Source organism: Bacillus cereus group sp. MYBK222-1 (genome assembly GCF_051916425.1).
GTDB classification, from domain to species: Bacteria; Bacillota; Bacilli; order Bacillales; family Bacillaceae_G; genus Bacillus_A; species Bacillus_A paranthracis.
The window spans coordinates 659,127-677,484 of the sequence record NZ_JBQAGP010000001.1 but is presented as its reverse complement, the minus strand read 5'-3'; the positions used below and the strand labels follow the sequence as shown (position 1 = coordinate 677,484).

Below are 18,358 nucleotides of genomic sequence, written 5' to 3'. Positions count from 1 at the left end.
CTATTGAAAATAACAATTATATATTAAGGAGGGATTTATATGTCAGAAACATTGACAAGAATATTTTTTGAATTTTTATCATTAAGTAAGAACTTATTAGTTTTATTTATCGGTATTACACTTTTTATTAACTTCATTCAAGCTTATGTACCTTTTGACAAACTTGAAAAATTAATGGGCAGCAAAAATCCATTTATCGGGAATCTATCCGGAGCCATCCTTGGCTTTGTTACCCCTTTTTGCTCTTGCTCTACAGTCCCATTACTTGTCACAATGATAAATCGAAACATTCCGTTTCAAACAGTAATGACATTCTTATTTACTTCTCCATTACTTGATCCTTGGATTTTAGCATTGATGGCTTACATATATGGAGTGAAAATCACAGTAATCTACACCGTGGCTACCTTCTTCTTCTCAATGATTATTGGTTGGATCTTAGATAAACGTGATTATAAGCAATATGTAAAAAAAGTTATGGTTAAAGGAAATATCGCTGAACAGGATTTAGCAAGAAGAAAGAGTTTAGTCTTAAACATAAAAGAATCTGTTAGAGAAACAGTTGAATTAATGCGTTCTGTAATCCTTTATGTTCTAATCGGAGCATTAATTGGAGCAATTATTAAAGAAGCTGTCCCAATGAATTTCCTAATGTTCATTTCAGATCAAAATCAATGGTGGGTTGTTCCTGTCGCAGCTATCGTTGGGGTTCCATTATACATTCGTCTATCAACTATGCTACCTATCGCACAAGCATTACTTATTAAAGGATTTCCGATTGCACCAACTATGGCTTTATTAATTGGAGGAGCTGGGGCAAGTCTTCCAGAAATTATTATGTTAAAGAGTATTTTCCACAAGAAATTACTTGGTGCATTTATTGTTTCTGTGTTTACAATGGCCACTTTCTCTGGCTATTTATTCTTAATACTAAATTTATAATGGAGGATGATAACTATGGGTTTACTATCAATTTTTAAAAGGGACAAAAAAGAAAAGGATTGCTGTAACATTGAAATTATTGAAATAAAAGATGAGCAAAGTGAAAAAGAAAGTTGCTGCTCTAAGAATACTGAAAAAGAAGATAAAAATTCATAATAGCTATTATTACCCTAAATCAGCTAAATCTTCATACGAAGGGATGGGATCAAATTGATCAATGAATATGAGTTTTTAATGTTCACTAAACAGAAGCAAGAAAAAGAAAGAACTCAGTCAAAAACTTTGGAGTTTAGTTCAACTAGTTCTAATAAAAATAAGGTTATTAATCTATTTGAGAGACGAAGAAATAGCCAACAATTAAAACCTTGTTGTGTAGAATGTTGCTAAGCAGTGAGTATTAGCTATTCACATGTAGTACTAACAAAATAGGTAAAACAAAACACCTTGACTTTAATTTTGAAGTGAACCCGAATAGTGGCACATGAAAAAAACACCTCCTGAATTCGCATACTAAGTATGCAAATTCAATGGAGGTGTTTTTGGTTTGAAAACAAGAGTTCATTACCCAGAAGAAATAAAGTGGAAAGTGATTGAAATGAAAAAGGATGGATATTCCAATCAGACAATTATGGAGAAGCTTGGAATTAAAAATGTTTCTCAAATTAAGACATGGATGAAATGGTATCGTACCGGTCAAACGTACCGTTTTCAACAACCTGTAGGAAAACAATATTCTTATGGAAAAGGGCCAAAAGAGTTAAATGAATTGGAACAGTTACGCTTAGAAAATAAACATCTAAAAACAAAATTACTTGTATGGGGAAAGTATCTAGAAATCGAAAGGGGCTGAAACCAGAAACTGTAGTTACTTTATGGAACGATTTAAAAACAAAGCTAACGGTAAAAGAATTGTGTAACGTATTAGAATTACCCCGGTCCACATTTTATCGTTGGTTACAACGAACGGAAGATCTAAAAGAGGATATAGAAGAGAAAGTAAAGGATATTTGTCTTAGGCATAGATTCCGGTATGGATATCGAAGAGTGACCGCTACTCTTCGAAAAATGGGACTGTGTGTCAATCATAAAAAAGTATTACGAATCATGAGACAAAATCATATTCTTTCAAAAGTACGTCGAAAGAAAAAGAAATATATCAATGGTGCGGAACCAATGGTAGCCCCTCATCGATTGGAGTGCCAATTCGATGCATCCAGACCAAATGAAAAGTGGTTTACGGATGTAACTTATTTATTATTTGGAGAGCGTACCTTGTATTTATCAACGATTATGGATGCCTTTAATCGTGAAATTATTAGTTGTGTCATCAGCGAGTCGCAAACACTGACATTGGCGATGAAGACATTAAAACAAGCAATGAGAGGGCGAAAAGTAAAAGGTGTCCTTCTTCACTCGGATCAAGGAAGTATTTATACAGCAAAAGAATTTCAAGCGTACGCCAAAGAAAACGGCATTATCACCAGCATGTCCCGGAAAGGAAATTGCCATGATAATGCCGTCATGGAAAGCTTCTTTGGTCATTTGAAAAGTGAAGCTTTCTATTCACAAAAGATAACAAAAGTATCCAACACAACTGTGCGAAAGATTGTGCTAGAATACATTCATTACTACAATTGTGTGCGAATTCAAGAAAAATTAAACCACCTATCCCCTAAAGAATTTAGGGAACAAGTGGTTTAGGTGTTTTGATTGGTGTCCCGTTTTCAGGGTTCACTTCAATTTAAGTTAGGGTGTTTTGTTTTAAGTATTAACTTGCTTAAATAAGGTACTTTACCATGCATCGCTAGCAAATTATCAAATTGTTTATAAAGTTATAGTTAATTAATGTTGAATGTAAATATATTTTTCTGTAAGAATGCACCATTCTTTTTTATTTACATATATCTTTAATTTGACTAATTTATTATGAAATAAATATTAATTTAAGATGTTTTATACAAAACAAAAAATATGATTTCCTACACCCATATCTCTATAAGAGTAAATCACGTCTACCTTAGCGTCAAACCTTACTTTAATACATACATCAATAGATTATTAAGAATCCCCTTGATATAATTGTGCTAACAAACAAAGATAGAGGTGTACTAATGGCAAAGTTGTCTAAAGCGAAATTAGAAAGAATTGCTGTTGATGCTGTAATATCACATGCGAATAAGCCAGATGCCCTTCTTAGAGCTAATATTCCTGTAGGAGATAAAGGGATTTCATTTGACGGTGATATTGAAGTTTTTAAAGATGATTCAGAATCAGTAAGTTCTTTAATTGGGAAAGTTCCAGTACAGGTAAAAGGTACGGAAGTACAAGAGTTTACGAGTGGTATTCGAACGTTTCCTATGGGGTTGGATCATTTTAAAAATTACTATAGTAGTCAAGGCGTAGTGTTATTTGTTGTTGAAATAAAAAGAAATGGAGAATCAGTGATTTTCTACAAACAACTACTTCCAACTGAAATCCATCAAGTTATCAAGAAATACGGAGAAGAAAAAGGGCAAAAACAAAGAAAGATAGAATTGAGACCACTTAGTGAAACCAATTTAACAAGTATATGTACCAAATTCTTAACTGAATCAAAGAAACAAGCAACTATTCTCATTGAACATAACCCCTTTAATCGTGAAGATTATCATAAATTTGAATTAACAAGTTTAACATACAACCCTACTAAAGCCCCGACAGGGAATATATTTGAACATGATTTTACTATATATGGTGTAAAAGGGGAGCTATCCGTTCCATTGGAACAGGGGCGAGTATATTCTGTTACTTTTGAGCAACAAGAAACAGTGATTATAGATGAAAATTCTTATAATTTTAACATGAAAGTAACTGAAGAACAAAATAAAGTAAAACTTTTAATTGAGAATTCTTTTGAACTCACGTATGAAAAAGGTGCTAAAAACTTTAATTTCAAAATGATTAAGCTATATTCGCTATCTACTCAGCTCAAAGTTTTACCGATGATTTTAAATATGCTATCAGGAAATTCTATAACCTTTCAAGAGATGAAGTTGACTTTCGAAATTGGAAATAAGAAAAAACTAGAGAAAATCCATAAAAATTTTATCGAATTACACGCTACATTTTTGAAATTACAGAATGTATTTACGCAATTAGAAATTGATGAATCTATTATCTTTGGAGATCAAGAACATGATATTAATAAATTTATTCATCAAATTAATTCTTTTAATAGAATGATGCTAGAAGATGATTTTAGCAATCATAAATTTGCTTCTCCAGAGGAAACAAAATTTTTGCTGTTTAATTTAGGTACAATGAAATTATTGCTATTTTACAATCCACAATTAAAACCTAAATTAACAAGCGCTTTTTCAAATGATGTATTAACAGGTGAAACACGCGTTAGTATTAATGATGTCATATCACTATATACGCCCTATGCCTTACTAAATGCTTCAGGATTAGCATATGCCTCTAATGTAAATATAGAAGTGATAAAAAACTCATTTAATCGAATTGAACCTTACGTTAGCTCAGGTATAGCAAACTTTACAAATGAATTTTGCTTAATGTGTATGAACGCATTTGACCTTGTACCCAATACAGAATTACTAGATTTAGCAGACCATATTTATAACATGTATGCAGGCGAGAATTTTACTGCTGATATTATTACTATCAATCAGTTTCAAATCAAAAAACGAAGGAAAGAGTCCTTATCGCAATCTGATATTCAGGAACTTTTCACTATTAAAGTGAAAAATAGAGATAACCTTGAAATGCAATTTTGTACAAGTGTATTATTAGAAAGTTCACAAGAAGCCAAATTATTTTTCGAACAATTGGAAATGGGTACCCAAGAAAGGTATAAGGAATTTCCAATATACAAACTCTATAATCAGCTTTGCTCGACAAAAATCACTGTCTAAAAACGCTCCTGTTATCCCTTATATTTTATTATATAGATATATATAAAATATCAAAACCTTAAAGAGCAGTGCCCGCGATTGTTAGACAAATCCTAACAATCGCGGGCACTTTATAAAAGAAATGGCTTTTCTGTTTTTTCTATACAATTTAGTTAGTTTTATTAAAATAATTCTTTCCTATCTGTCTCCAGATGCTCTTCTAAAATTTGATGTTCTATATTTTTATTATTATTAATCCAACAGATGAACCATTCTTCTTTTCGACTCCGTTCAGATTTTTTTTCCATATAAAAATCCCATACAATTGTTAGATGATTGCTTTCTAAATATTCTTCTAAATAATCAGCCCTAAATAACAAGTTCCTTTCATATCCAAGATACTGCGTATCAAAAGCAACCAAATTATTATGTTCATCTTTCCAAACACCCTCAGAAGTTTGATTTAACTCAAAAAACTTCACTAAATTGGCACTTGGTAAAAGATAACTACATGAATTTAATTCTCCTGAAATAGTATCTATATTTGTTTCCCATAAATATTCTAATACTGATTCTTCATACTTTATATTCTCGAATTCTTGTTCATAGCAATTTTCTAAAAAAGCTGGATGCCAACAATATTCAAATGCAAATACAGTATATAGGTTTGTCCAAGAAACACTTAAATCGCCCTTCTTTACAGACTTTAAGCCAATATAGTTTTCTTTATCCTTAAGCGGCAAAAATACTGCTCTTGTTTTTACGCAAAATTCATCTACATCTACATAACTCTTACCATTATCTCTTTTTTGAATAAGTAATTGCGCTAAAGAAATATATTTCTCTCCTTCATACTCAATAAATATAAAGTCTTCGAGATTTTCAAACTCCTTTTTACTTTGAGACCAATATTTACTTGGTCTATGGGGTAAATAAGATTTAATCAAATTATGCATAGATTTTTCTGGCGGATAATTTAATAAACTAGGATCAATATTTCTTACAAAAGGATCCCATGGTCCATCGTATTTCTTATAATATTCTTTTTCGATTTGAACAATATGTTCTTCTTCCTTTAGAGGTATCTCCAATTCTTGTTCTATGACCAGTACGTCTTCTTCTGGCTCAAAATCAAAAAGGGTTCTCATATATCTATGCATTTTTTTATTTTCTAACTTTTTGTATTGTTCATATTCAGGTGTATACCTCTTTACTTCTTTATATACAGGGTAATTATCTGTCAATTTCGCGAGTAACTCATACAATGCAATCCATTGAAGTTTTTTTCCGATTCTTTCCACTGAATTTTGATGTCTACTATGATGATTTAAGTTTCTATCATAATAACCATGTACTTTTTCATCATATCCGTACTCAACAATTCTCATCGTAGCAATATTACTCAGATCTTGATCCTCAAATTGATTTCTCCAATCAGACACCGCGCTCCCGAAAACATATCTTCCAAAGTCTCCATAAGCTCCAGTCCCTCTACCATATTCAGTAGTCATAGATCTGACTATTGAACGAAAGCCACCATACACTTCTTCTGATTTTTGTTCTATTTCTTTAACTTTATTATCTATCTCTTGTAATGAATATATTTTTTCATACCATAAACTTGAATAAGGAGGATTAATTTTTTCATATCCTTTTAAACTAATAATTTCTTTGTTAACAGCAAATAAAACAATACTTCTGGCATAATCTCTAATTAAAATATTAGGATACACCTCATCGCTTTCAAATATATTGGTGTAGATAAAATTAACTATTTCATTTAATTGAGACAAATCATTTGCTCTTAAAATTGCACCATATGCACTTGCAAATAGTCTTTCAAGAACATATGGATCATTTACATTAATGAATCGTTTCATATCCTTTATAATAATTGAAGGTTTATTCATATATAGTTTCACTAGAGCAGTGGTAGCAGTATCCCGTAACTTTATATTTGAGCTCGTAAGTAACCAAATATAAGTCGTTGACAGCAATTCAAAATTTTGATGATTAAAATGTTCAAAACTTAAATTTTGTTTAAGTATGATTTCTGCAAGTCGCATAGGTACTTCAGGGTTATTATTTATAGATATTGTCCAACTTCCATCTCTTATGGACATAGACATATTGTTAAGGTTATCGTGTAAGAAATCTGCATTTAGTTGAGATTCTATAACATATGACTGTTTTAGCAATCTTTCGTATACTAAATTTTGTAAATGTATATTGTTTTGGCTTAAACATTTATTGATCCAATAAAAAGTTCTTTTATTTAGATTCTGAACATTTCTCCAAGAAATTCCTCGTACAAACTCCTCTGCTATGTCAAATGTTATAAACTTGTTTTCAATTAAATCTAGCCATTCTACCTCTTGTTTTTCCGGGATAACAATGGATAGACTTTCATAAATTCCATAATAAAACTCGGAATCACTTAACAATATATTCTTAAATAAATTTTCATCTTGCTGATACCTTTCTAATAAAATTATAGACATATATATATCTGCAAATCTTTCATAAGTAAAGTAGACTAACCCTTCATTATTCCCTGTGTTGATTGTTAAAATATTTTCTTCTTCTAAACCAAATATTAACAATCGATAGTTAGCTATATATTTACTAGCCACGTTTTCTACTACTTCATACAGTTCATTTGAAGTAATATCCCGTTTTTCATTTTCAATGAATTTCACAGCAATTTCTTTCAAAATTTTATCCACTAAATTTAATGAACTTGAGTATTGAAACCTTTCATCAAGTGACAGTTTAGTATTAATCTTTTCGATATACTTTTCTAATACCTCGACTATACTCCAACCCCTAAAGCCTTTATAACTATCCTGAAAAACTTCACAATAAATTTGTAAAAATAATGGATTATAACATTCATTTTCTAAGGAAGGAAATATGACCGGATTTATTTTATAGAAGTTGAAAAATGGCTCTAATGCCTCCAAACTCAAATCATTAAACCCTTTGTGCTCTAATTTATGCAACGGAAATTCATATTCAATATTTTCAGGTAATACGCTTCTTATATAGTTACTTCTAACTGGGGTAGCGTCAGGAAAATGCGGATTTACAACGTTAAGGAATTCAATATAAAAAAGCCTAATTTCTCGGTGTTGCAAGAGCTTAGGCCTTTTTAAAAAACTATAAATACCGTTTGAATTAATATTAGGATCCATCTTGGTACTTCAACTTTCCGGAGTTAACTAAATTAACTTTAACTTTTAAATTCTTTATACTGTGTTCATTTAAGTAAAACGAGTCTGTTTTTACTTCTTCTTTCCATTTTCTTGGATTCTGACGGTATAATGATTCACCTAATTTGTAGATATCTGCATTTATTTCTATTCCTTTTTCAAAGGATTTTAGAATTTCTAATTTGATAATATCTTCAGTTTTTGTAATCAACTCGTTATCACTAATTTCCTTGATCTTCTCATTTATTCCAGCTTGAACTTCAACTCGAATATTAAAAAGTATGGGCTTACTACTCATAATAGGGGAAATTGTAATCTTAGGTTTCTCTATCACTACGGAAACAACAGCGCTATCATTCTCAATAATCCACACAGGAGATCGAACGTTTTTTTCATCCATCCATCTTAGACCGTTTAAATCAGTCTCAGAAAGCCATCCTTCTAAGCGATTATTCCTTACAAAGAACGCTCCATCATTTCTTAATAATGGTGCTTTTTTGGATTCTTCTTTCCAATTTTCTGTTGAAATTTTAAGTGATGGGATATAAGCAGTTTGCCCCATCGGATCACTATCTCTAATAAATTGATAAAATTGTTTAGGTTGTATGTAAGACCGTTGTTTATACCTTTCCTTTGGTTCATGGAGAATGGTAGACAACCCCGATAATGTAAAAAAGGCTTTTGTTTTAAGTATATCATCAATGGGTTCCTTTGTAGCGTATAAGAGAATATTATAGCGTATTTCTCGGTACCGATTAATAAAATCAATAGAGTCTTTAATATCTTGTCTGAGCAGTCTTTCGCTTAATATTATTGTAGATACATGTCCCCAAAAAAGGCTTTGTTGAGCATCCTTATATAATTGATTTAATGCTTCCGTAATGGTAAAACCTTCACCTCTTCCTATCCACACTGGTGGTTGTTTATCAGGTCTAGCCCCCTCTAACTTAGCAACGTTAGAAAAGTCAAGTAACTGAGCATAAGCTATATATTTTCCTTCTTTAAAATCTATACCAAGAGCTGCAACATAATAAATATCTTGAACTTCTTTAATATTCCAACATCCAGATAACATTGCACTAGTGATAAGCATCATAATTATTAGTTTTATTTTGTGCAGCTTCACTGTTTTCCTTCTCCTTCGTCCGTTTTAGAACTATCATTGGTTCGGAGATAATCAACTCTATGTCTATAACTTCTCCACGGTAAACGAAACAATCCCTTGAAAAAATCTGAACTAGATTTTGGGAAAACTAAAGCTAAGTAAGGGATTCCAAAGGAACGTAATCTTGAGATATAAAGAACGATTACGAATCCGGCAAGCATAAATCCATATAACCCCATCAAAATTGAACATAATAGTACAAACCCTCTGAGTATGGATACTGCTCCTGCTAATATTTGGTTTACTAAGGTATATCCCGCAATAGCAGATAAAGCAGTAATAACAATGACAGAAGGGGAGATAAAACCCGAACGGATTGCAGCATCCCCAATGATTAGTCCGCCTACCACTGAAAGGGTTTGACCAAGGGGGGAGGGTAATCTTTGACCGGCTTCACGGAACATCTCAAAAAGGAACAAAACAATTATAAGCTCAAGTGGTGCTGGAAATGGTAGACCTGATCTTGCAACAGTCACAGTCGCAAGAAGAGGGAAAGGAATTTGATCTTGGTGATAAGCAAGTAATGCCATCCAAAATCCGGGTAGGAAGACAGCTAAAAGAAATCCTATCCACCGATAAAAGCGTGCAAATGATACAGTTAGAAAATTAAAGTGGGAATCTTCTGCAGCTTTTATTAAAAAAGTTATAGTAACAGGAGCGATAATAACAATTGGGGAGCCATCAATTATAATCACTACTCTACCTTGCAATAAGCATTCCACTGCAAAATCTGGTCTAGCTGTATCACCACAAAGAGGAAAAATAGATAAAGATTGTTTCGATACCATCTCTTGAATTTGAGTTGAACTAATTACGCCATCGATATCAATTAAAGTTAGACATTCTCGAATGTTATCTAAAATCTCTAAATTAACTACATCTTTTAAATATAATATCCCTATTTGAGTTTGGGTCCGTTTACCTAACGTCAACGTTTGATAAGACAAGGTGGGATGTCTTAATCTTTTACGAATAAGTGCCACGTTTGTTGAAATATCTTCAATAAAATTGTCTCTTGGCCCACGTACGGATATTTCGTAATTAGACTGTTCAGTAGAACGGTTTGGTTTATTTGAAGCATTGACAGAAAAAAAGGTAAGCGACTTAGGAAAATACAGAACTAAATTTCCGTTAAATATTTCCAAAGAGATAGACTCTAACCCTTCTCCCACTTTTAAAGGTGTCCACTCTAGCTCTTGTTGATACTTATGGATTTCTTCCTTTAAGAAAAGATATTGATGTTTTTGAGCTATTTTTTCTAATTGAGGAATAACAATCTGATTTATTTGTTTTTTGTCCACTAAACTTTCGCAATAAATGAAAAAGGTCTCAACAGCTTTTTCTTCACTCCCAATTTTATGGAGAACAACTTTGACATCCTCACTATTTTGATATGTTGAACGTATTTTTTCCTCATTTAATATTGGATTTGGTTTATAGATAGAAAATTTTCCATTACCCTCTTTTTTTGTATTCTGATTCCATCTTCGCAAGGATTATCTCTCCTTTCCTCTTTTTAGAAAAACTAAAAGTCCTAATACTATTGAAAAGGAAAGTAAAAATAAAAAAGTTAAATGAAAATAAACATTTTGTAAAAAACGAACAAATTCGATATCACTTATAGGAAGAAGAACAGCCACAAATGTAATTAGTGAACTGATTCCTATTAATACATTCCTTTTTTTCTCGTTTTTAAATGAAAATAATTGTCCAATAATATATAAACCAAAACTAATCCTAATAAATCCACCTGATAACCATTGGTAAATTGAAAAGAAATCTACATGTTCGATATACTTTCCTATCTTCAATAATCTCCATTCTTCGTAAGCAGGATACCTCTGATTAGAAGCCTCTTCAGGTCCAAAAATAGCAATAGAACCCAATAAAGGTCCAAGCGTTAAGCCTATCAATACTAAGCCGAGCATAATAAAACTCCGTGACTTGATATTCATTTTTAATTTATGTTGAATAAAAAATATTAAAGTCACTTCTAGCAGAGAACCTAAACTATAGACGGTTCCTTTGATAACGGGTGTCAATCCATTCTCAAGGATAGGGAATAATTGAGAATAATCCTTATGAGGAAAATTAAGACTCATAACGAAAAAGCCTAATGCAACAACAAATACTAATAAAAAACCTGAGAGAATAGATAAGGTTGTAAAGGTAGAAGTTGCAGCAAAAAAGCAGATAACTAAAAATAGCATTGCTAATATAGGCGCAGGACTTTGTGGGAAATAGGATGTAACGGTCCATACAATCATATCCTTTAAGGTAACTCCAATAAATAAGAGGATAAATATATATATTAAAAAACATAATCCCCGTGCAATAATTTTGCCAAAATGGTTATTTAACCATGAATACAGATGTGTATGGTCTAATTTTTTCATAATAAATTGAATAAAAAGTAACCAACCGAGAATGAATCCTCCAGATAAGAGGACAGAAATCCACGAATCCCTCTTTGAGATCGCTAATAACATAGGAATTACCATTACGTGATTCATTAAGCCAATACTCATCATAAACAAAACAAATACTTGTGAAAAATTTGCTTTATGTGATTGCATTGTTAAACCTACTATCTGATTAGGATTTAATAATTAATGAGCAAATAAAATAAAATTTATTTCTAGGTTACTCAAAGGTATTCTTTCCATTTATTAATTAATTATCCATAAAACACCTCATATTATACTCATTAGCATCAAACCATCCCCACACGGTTTGGAATATTTTTGCGATAATCTCCTAAAGGAAGCGCTTCAGGTAAATGGTGATTACAACAATAAGGAAATTTCAATATAAAAAGCCTTATTTCTCGCCAACTTAATCGAGAAATAAGGCTTTTTTGTTCACTATAAACAGAGTTCTATTATTGAATATGTAAATTACTTAGGGATGACAGGAACCCAGAGTTCATGTCTTGGTTTATGATTCGGCCCGTAATAACATTCTATACATGGTAAATTTGCAAGTTCGTACTCAGAGGTAGGGACCCACTCGGAATATAATCGTTTCCATGCATCTACTATGTTCGGAAAAACTGCCCATGTACTTGCGGGAAGAATAAGCGTCTCCATATTTGAGGGGGGGTCACCATCGTATCTTACGCCCATGAAATAGGAAAACTTTTCATCTGTGATGGCTGCTTCTTTTCCGCAAACCCCCAGAAGGCTTTCAAGCGTGCATTTTGGGTTTTCCCATGACATATCTACTAGTTCTTGCATAAATCCATCTTTTTTCGCAGTGTTCCAAAGCGTAGGGATTGTTTTAAATGCTCTGCTTGTTTTTACTGGCTTGCTTTTTCCGACAATTCTTAATTCAAAATCAAGGTTTTCAATTCTGTAGTCCATCTCGGTATCTCCTTTAATAGAAATTTGAAAGGAAATTTTGGGAAAGGCTTTTAACTGTACCCCTCTATTACGAGCATTGGAAGGGGTTACCCCATGCATTTTTTGAAAAGCACGTGAGAAAGTATCAGAAGAAATATAACCATATTTAATTGCCACATCGATGATCCGAATATCACTTTTTTGAATTTCAAATGCTGCAAGTGTTAACCGTCTTCGTCTAATATATTCTGATAGCGATACACCTGAGATTGAAGAGAACATTCTTGAAAAATGAAACTCAGAACAGTTAGCTGCTTTTGCAATCTCTTTGTAGTCTATTTCTTCATCCAGGCTATTTTCAATGTAGTTTAACGCATTGTTCATTCTTTCTAGCCAATCCATAAGTTTACTCCCTTTCAATATTTACTTTAAAACAAAATAGATAATAATTACCGACATTTCATGCCTAAAAATGTTGGTGAAAAAATACACCTTTTGATAGAATCAGGACAAACTATTTGTTTCTTTCCGATAGATTTCTATATAATGAAGCCCTAGATACATTAGTAATTTCACAAATTTGATTTACAGTCATGCCGCCTTCTTTATATAGTTTTACTGCATAATTCATCCCTGCGTGATTTTTATGATACTTCTTTAAACGCCCCTTAAACTTTCCTTCTTTCTTTGCTAACTCAATCCCTTCACGTTGACGCATACGGATAAGGTCGCGCTCTAATTGGTTCACACCAGCCATTACTGTAATTAAGAATTGGCTGTATGGATTATCCTCTGATAAATTTAGCCATGTATCCTTGAGTGATTTTAAGCTTGCCTTTTTCCTTCGTATTAAATCAATCAATTCAAATAAATCCTGCGTACTCCGAGTGATCCGAGTTAAGTCTGTAACATAAATAATGTCGCCTTCCTGTAAATCCTGCAACATTTTTTGAAGTTGCTCGCGATTCTTTGTTGCACCAGAAACTTTTTCTTCAAAAATAATATCCATCCCGATTTCGTTTAATTGCTGAAATTGCCTTGAAGGATTTTGGTTAGTCGAACTGACACGTATATAACCAATTTTCCGCAAAATATCACCTCATTTTTGAGATAAGTCTTATGAGACACTCTTAACTATGATTTTATCAGTCTACTATAATTGTATCAATAGAGTACACTCTATTGATTTATAATTGAACTAATTAACTGAACAATTACAGAAATGAGATGATACTGTATGAAAGTTGCGAGAGGTAGAGAATTGCTTACATCGGAACAGCGACAGGTCCTTATGCAAATTCCTGAAGACGAGTGGGTGCTAGGAACCTACTACACTTTTTCCAAACGGGATTTAGAAATTATCAATAAGCGAAGGAGAGAAGAAAACCGTTTAGGGTTCGCCGTTCAATTAGCTGTTCTTCGATATCCCGGTTGGCCATACACTCATATCAAAAACATCCCGGATTCAGTCATACATTATATATCAAAACAAATCGGTGCTAGTCCATCCTCGCTAAAGCTTTATCCTCAAAGAGACAATACACTTTGGGATCATTTGAAAGAAATTCGAATTGAATATAAACTAGTAACTTTTACTCTGAAAGAATATAGAATGACATTTAAGCACCTACATCAATTGGCTTTGGAAAATGGTGATGCCATTCATCTACTACATGAATGCATAGATTTTCTAAGAAAAAACAAAATCATACTGCCTGCTATCACTACACTTGAAAGAATAGTGTGGGAAGCAAGGGCAATGGCTGAAAAGAAGCTATTTAACACGGTTAGTCAATCCCTAACAAATGAACAAAAAGAAAAACTTGAAGATATTATTACCTTGCAGCATTCGTCAGAATCCAATAAAACGATATTGGGTTGGTTAAAAGAACCACCGGGACATCCTTCATCCGAAACCTTTTTAAAAGTAATAGAACGACTCGAATACATACGAGGAATGGAATTAGAAACGGTGCAAATTAATCATTTGCACCGCAATCGCCTGTTACAGCTGTCTCGCTTGGGTTCAAGATATGAACCTTATGCATTCCGTGATTTTCAGGAAAATAAACGATATTCAATACTAACCGTCTATTTATTACATCTTAATCAAGATTTGACGGATAAAGCTTTTGAAATTCATGACAGACAAATACTTAGTCTCTTATCAAAAGGTCGTAAGGCTCAAGAGGAAATTCAGAAACTGAACGGTAAAAAGCTGAATGAGAAAGTTATACACTTTACGAACATCGGACAAGCTTTGATCAAAGCAAAACAGGAAAAATTAGACGTTTTTGAGGTTTTAGAATCCGTTATTGAATGGAATTCTTTTGTCTCTTCGGTCGAAGAAGCCCAGGAGCTTGCACGTCCTGCTGACTATGATTATTTAGACTTACTGCAAAAACGATTTTATTCACTAAGAAAATATACGCCAACGCTATTAAGGGTGTTGGAATTTCATTCTACAAAGGCAAATGAGCCACTTTTACAAGCTGTAGAGATTATCCGAGGAATGAACGAATCCGGAAAACGAAAAGTACCTGATGACTCACCTGTGGATTTTATTTCAAAACGTTGGAAAAAGCATTTATACGAGAATGATGGTACAACAATCAATCGTCATTACTATGAAATGGCTGTTTTAACAGAACTTCGGGAGCATGTTCGGGCAGGAGATGTTTCCATTGTTGGCAGCAGACAATATAGAGATTTTGAGGAATATTTGTTTTCCGAATTTACATGGAATCAAACGAAAGAGAATACGAGATTATCAGTTAGTTTATCATTCGAAGATTATATAACGGAGAGAACCAGCAGCCTTAATGAAAGGTTAAAGTGGTTAACTGCCAATTCCAACAAGTTAGATGGAGTTTCTCTTGATAAAGGAAAGCTGTCACTTGCACGCTTAGAAAAAGATGTACCAGAAGAAGCAAAAAAGTTTAGTGCAAGCCTTTATCAGATGCTACCAAGAATAAAATTAACCGATTTACTGATGGATATTGCTTATATAACAGGATTTCATGAGCAATTTACTCATGCTTCCAATAATCGAAAACCGGATAAAGAAGAAACGATTATTATTATGGCTGCCCTTTTAGGAATGGGAATGAATATAGGTGTAAGCAAGATGGCTGAAGCAACACCCGGACTTACATATAAGCAATTAGCCAATGTATCTCAATGGCGCATGTATGAAGATGCAATGAATAAAGCCCAAGCCGTATTAGTAAATTTTCATCACAAATTACAATTGTCTTCCTATTGGGGAGACGGTACAACATCCTCATCAGACGGTATGAGAATGCAGTTAGGTGTTTCATCACTACATGCAGATGCAAACCCACATTATGGAACTGGAAAAGGAGCCACCATCTACCGTTTTACTAGTGATCAATTCTCTTCTTACTACACAAAGATTATTCATACTAATTCAAGGGATGCGATTCATGTTTTAGATGGTTTGTTGCACCATGAAACGGATTTAAACATAGAAGAGCATTATACAGACACAGCTGGTTACACAGATCAAATATTCGGACTGACTCATTTATTAGGATTTAAATTTGCCCCAAGAATAAGAGATTTAGCAGACTCAAAATTATTTACAATAGATAAAGCAAGTGAGTATCCAAAATTAGAAGCCATTTTACGTGGACAAATAAATACAAAGGTCATTAAAGAAAATTATGAGGATGTTTTGCGATTAGCTCACTCAATAAGAGAAGGAACAGTTTCAGCATCCCTTATTATGGGGAAACTAGGATCTTATTCAAGACAAAACAGCTTGGCTATAGCCTTACGTGAGATGGGTCGAATAGAAAAAACAATTTTTATTTTGAATTATATATCGGATGAATCATTAAGAAGAAAAATACAAAGGGGATTAAATAAAGGAGAAGCCATGAACGGATTAGCAAGAGCTATTTTCTTCGGAAAACAAGGTGAGCTTAGGGAACGGACTATACAACATCAATTGCAAAGAGCCAGTGCTTTAAACATAATCATCAATGCTATTAGTATTTGGAATACCTTACATCTAACTAAAGCAGTTGAATATCAAAAACAGTCTGGTAGTTTTAATGAAGAATTATTACACCATATGTCGCCTCTAGGTTGGGAACATATTAATCTACTAGGAGAATATCATTTTAATTCGGAGAAAGTGGTCTCGTTAGATTCTTTAAGACCATTAAAACTTTCTTAACGTTGTAAAAATGGGGGAATCGTCAGGAAAATAGGCTTAGCGTTGTAAATCCGCATTTTCCTGACGGGACCCCTAACTGATAAAACCACTGCAATATTTTCAAATTTTTTAATGAAATTTAAAAAACTCAGCAAATAATTTTCCCAAAAAAGTTTACCTTCTCCCTCATTTAAAGCGTCTATTATAATTACAGTTTTCTTATTTTTTCTTTGTGCTCTTTCATTAAATTCTTTACAAAAGTACTCTTTATTACCTTCATAATCAATTAGATTGAATAATTGATTAAAAGGATGGTCATGTTTATTTAAATATTGACCTAAAAATAAAAATACACTATGCCCAGCTTCTTGTAATCTTTTGGCATTATCAGCTAGTAAATGTGATTTTCCAATCCCAGCTTCTCCGTATATTAACAAATATGGATTACTGATTAAACTTGGGTGGATCAAGCTAATATAATCAGTTATTGCCCTTTCATGTTGAGATATTTGATAAATTAGTGTAATGCTTTCACTTCTGATTTTTTGTTTGTTTTTTTCATAAAGCCAATATCTGAAACTTTCAACTTCACCCATAAAATTATTAATCTCTTCTAGAAAAGTATCCAAATTACTTTCTAAATAAAATTCACTATCATTACAGTCTATATCCTTTAAGAAATCTAAAATCTTTACAACAAAAGTAATATCTTTAAGCTTGATTTCATCCTTATATGCAACTAACACAATACTGAATTTATTAATACTATCTCGAAACTTATGTATTAAAACATCGAGATTTTCAAAAATCTTCTTATCACCTATCAAAGAATCAAATACAACATTAAAATCCGTTCCTACATTTGCTTCTGAATTATACCTTTTACCTAAATCTAGTATATTTTGATTAAGTAGTTCTTCTAAATGTTCATCTGTATATTTTTTTATGTAAGCCCTTTGTTGAATCTCAACTAAATTTTTTTCAAAGTATTCACTCAAATTTTTATTACTTGCTACTATGCTATTTTGAATATTAGCCAACATACCCATTTCATTTGCGCTAAAATTTTCATCTCTATATTTCTCAAGATACATAATTAAATCTCTAAGGTATTTTTCTACAACTGGATGATCTTCTATTTCTTTTAAATCCGCAGACCTTCTAAATTTATTTATATCACTCATTGCATTTTTAGATAATTGCTGTACAAAATCATCTCTATTGCTAGGATTAAATTTAGATCCAAATACATAATCAAATATTAAATGTGCATTTTCTTCTCGATTTAAAAACTGTTGAAATGTATTTGAGTCCACAAATGTATCTTCATATTGTTTTTGAAATGATTTTATTTTATTTATTTTATATTTTATTACTAATTTTTTTAAAATATTAGCACCCGATAATCCTATTATTTTATTCATTATAGGTTTTAACAGAAAGGTAAATTCAACCAATTACTTCACACCTTTTCAAATTATACTTTTTCTTTCATCTAACTATACTAGCATTTTCATTATACAAGTTAAATAGAAAGAAAATATGTGAATTCAATTTTATACCATATGCCTATACAATTTTTCATACTTAAAATAAATACTGAGGCGCAATTCATTATTCCC

At 32.3% G+C, this 18,358-nt stretch carries 11 protein-coding genes and 1 pseudogene; 5 read left to right on the top strand and 7 right to left on the bottom strand.

What is annotated here, in order from left to right:
- The first annotated feature begins 39 nt into the window (after positions 1 to 39).
- The 4 genes from ACTFR9_RS03455 to ACTFR9_RS03440 all read left to right on the top strand — a co-directional run bounded on the left by ACTFR9_RS03455 (position 40) and on the right by ACTFR9_RS03440 (position 4,856).
- A complete protein-coding gene (locus tag ACTFR9_RS03455) occupies positions 40 to 942 on the top strand; it encodes a permease (RefSeq protein ID WP_000005251.1) in 903 nt (300 codons plus the stop codon).
- 15 nt (positions 943 to 957) lie between these two features.
- A complete protein-coding gene (locus ACTFR9_RS03450; RefSeq protein WP_000523765.1) occupies positions 958 to 1,098 on the top strand; it encodes a hypothetical protein in 141 nt (46 codons plus the stop codon).
- Between the two features lie 388 nt (positions 1,099 to 1,486).
- Positions 1,487 to 2,643, top strand: a protein-coding gene (locus ACTFR9_RS03445) for an IS3 family transposase (protein WP_440048944.1) whose coding sequence is annotated in 2 segments (ribosomal slippage) — positions 1,487 to 1,739 and positions 1,739 to 2,643 — 1,158 coding nt in all. Because the reading frame shifts where the segments join, the coding sequence is not laid out codon by codon here.
- A gap of 410 nt (positions 2,644 to 3,053) precedes the next feature.
- A complete protein-coding gene (locus tag ACTFR9_RS03440) occupies positions 3,054 to 4,856 on the top strand; it encodes a DUF4365 domain-containing protein (protein WP_001096606.1) in 1,803 nt (600 codons plus the stop codon).
- 161 nt (positions 4,857 to 5,017) lie between these two features.
- On the opposite strand, the pseudogene ACTFR9_RS03435 reads toward ACTFR9_RS03440, so the two are convergent.
- The 6 genes and pseudogenes from ACTFR9_RS03435 to ACTFR9_RS03410 all read right to left on the bottom strand — a co-directional run.
- Positions 5,018 to 7,948: pseudogene (locus tag ACTFR9_RS03435) on the bottom strand (ATP-binding protein); the annotation flags it as partial.
- 70 nt (positions 7,949 to 8,018) lie between these two features.
- Entirely contained in the window at positions 8,019 to 9,173 is a 1,155-nt protein-coding gene (locus tag ACTFR9_RS03430) for a Ger(x)C family spore germination protein (RefSeq protein WP_000766213.1), read from the bottom strand.
- Positions 9,170 to 10,705 (bottom strand): spore germination protein, encoded by a 1,536-nt coding sequence (locus ACTFR9_RS03425; RefSeq protein ID WP_001255449.1) that lies wholly within the window; start codon positions 10,703 to 10,705, stop codon positions 9,170 to 9,172. The genes ACTFR9_RS03430 and ACTFR9_RS03425 overlap by 4 nt, the downstream gene beginning before the upstream one ends.
- A gap of 3 nt (positions 10,706 to 10,708) precedes the next feature.
- Positions 10,709 to 11,788: a GerAB/ArcD/ProY family transporter gene (locus ACTFR9_RS03420; protein WP_001190587.1), complete on the bottom strand. Its 1,080-nt coding sequence runs from the start codon at positions 11,786 to 11,788 to the stop codon at positions 10,709 to 10,711.
- Positions 11,789 to 12,109: 321 nt separating this feature from the next.
- Positions 12,110 to 12,955 (bottom strand): AraC family transcriptional regulator, encoded by an 846-nt coding sequence (locus ACTFR9_RS03415; RefSeq protein WP_000383879.1) that lies wholly within the window; start codon positions 12,953 to 12,955, stop codon positions 12,110 to 12,112.
- A 112-nt stretch (positions 12,956 to 13,067) separates the two neighbouring features.
- Positions 13,068 to 13,643, bottom strand: a complete 576-nt coding sequence (locus ACTFR9_RS03410; RefSeq protein WP_001226074.1) for a recombinase family protein — start codon at positions 13,641 to 13,643, stop codon at positions 13,068 to 13,070.
- Between the two features lie 147 nt (positions 13,644 to 13,790).
- Here ACTFR9_RS03410 and ACTFR9_RS03405 point away from each other — a divergent pair, with 147 nt between their 5' ends.
- On the top strand, positions 13,791 to 16,757 hold the full coding sequence (locus tag ACTFR9_RS03405) for a Tn3 family transposase (protein WP_440048943.1): 2,967 nt from the start codon (positions 13,791 to 13,793) through the stop codon (positions 16,755 to 16,757).
- On the opposite strand, the gene ACTFR9_RS03400 is transcribed toward ACTFR9_RS03405, so the two are convergent.
- Positions 16,754 to 18,193 carry an ATP-binding protein gene (locus tag ACTFR9_RS03400; protein ID WP_229136368.1) on the bottom strand — a complete coding sequence of 480 codons (1,440 nt, stop codon included), beginning with the start codon at positions 18,191 to 18,193 and terminating at the stop codon, positions 16,754 to 16,756. The genes ACTFR9_RS03405 and ACTFR9_RS03400 overlap by 4 nt on opposite strands.
- Positions 18,194 to 18,358 lie beyond the last annotated feature (165 nt).